1 protein-coding gene is annotated in these 1,221 nt (G+C 42.7%); it reads left to right on the top strand.

Annotated features, from left to right (window positions below):
• The first annotated feature begins 401 nt into the window (after positions 1-401).
• A complete protein-coding gene (gene thyX, locus PA598K_RS28855; protein WP_128660259.1) occupies positions 402-1,085 on the top strand; it encodes an FAD-dependent thymidylate synthase in 684 nt (227 codons plus the stop codon).
• Positions 1,086-1,221: the final 136 nt, after the last annotated feature.

The raw sequence follows: 1,221 nt of genomic DNA on the forward strand, positions 1-1,221 counted from the left end.
GGAAGCGATCGATCAGGTGTTTTTGGGATTGGGCGACTATTAGTTTGGATGTGAATGATGATGACGATTAATAGAAAAGATGCGAGAGCAATAACGATCAACAATGAGAAATTTAGATGGGCTATATCACCGGGGAGCGGGCATGTTACATTAATCGTGGAGCATGAAGCGACTAACGGGCAAAGACTCGAGGTATGTATTGAATCCGATATTAATGACTATTGGGCCGACTTCCCTTTAGTTGAAACTATGAATCTGAGAGTAGTAAAACCAAAGGAAGTGCGACAGATAATATTAGAAGTCATCAATGAGGGATGGAGGTATAGGGAGCCTGGGAAGCCAATTACATATAAACTGAAGCATCTATTTTAGAAGATATGATTTGAGGAGAGGTGCCTTACATGAAAATAAATGTGCTGGATAAAGGATATGTCAGACTTGTAGATCATATGGGTGGGGATTTGTCCGTCGTAAATAGTGCGAGGGTTTCCTATGCAAAAGAATCAAAGGAACTTACACCGAACGATGTGAAGCTTATTAAGTTTCTAGCAAGGGAAGATCATATGTCCCCATTCCGCCATGCTACGATTCAATTTGAAGTTTACGCCCCCCTTATGGTAGCAAGGCAGCACTGGAAGTACGTAGTTGGAAGCGACCACACCATGGATGCTTGGAATGAAGCTTCCAGAAGATACATAACGATTGATGTAGAGAATTACGTGCCTAACCCAACGGATTGGAGAAGCAAGCCAGAGAACTCTAAGCAAGGAAGCGGAGAGCCTGTAACGGATACAATTGGCCTTGAAGCCACACAAAGACTGCTTCGGCAGATTGAACAAGGGCTAAAGGATTACGAGTGGGCATTAGAGAATAATATCGCTCCTGAACAAGCACGTCTGCTTATCCCTTCAGCTTATGGCATGTACACTGCGTATTATTGGACAGCTTCCCTTCAGTCTGTTTGCCACTTCCTTAATCAAAGACTTGCTCATGATTCGCAATATGAAATTCAACAATATGCTAAGGCAGTGTATGAGTTGGCAAAACCATTATTCCCAGTTTCGTTGGAGGAATTGCTCAAGTAGTGTTGTGTCTATTTAGCCCTCAAATAGAACTTGACTGTCTCCCCTTATTCCAGGAGATAAATCTTGTTTCGCCAGACCGGGAAGCCGTACGGCCTTTATACTACCAATTTAGTTAATGGATCCTTGATTATGATCG

It is taken from the genome of Paenibacillus sp. 598K, assembly GCF_003851045.1.
Classification (GTDB): domain Bacteria; phylum Bacillota; class Bacilli; order Paenibacillales; family Paenibacillaceae; genus Paenibacillus_D.

Bases quoted from the DNA above. Each gene is read 5' to 3' on its own strand.
- thyX (WP_128660259.1), top strand. From the start codon at position 402: ATGAAAATAAATGTGCTGGATAAAGGATATGTCAGACTTGTAGATCAT.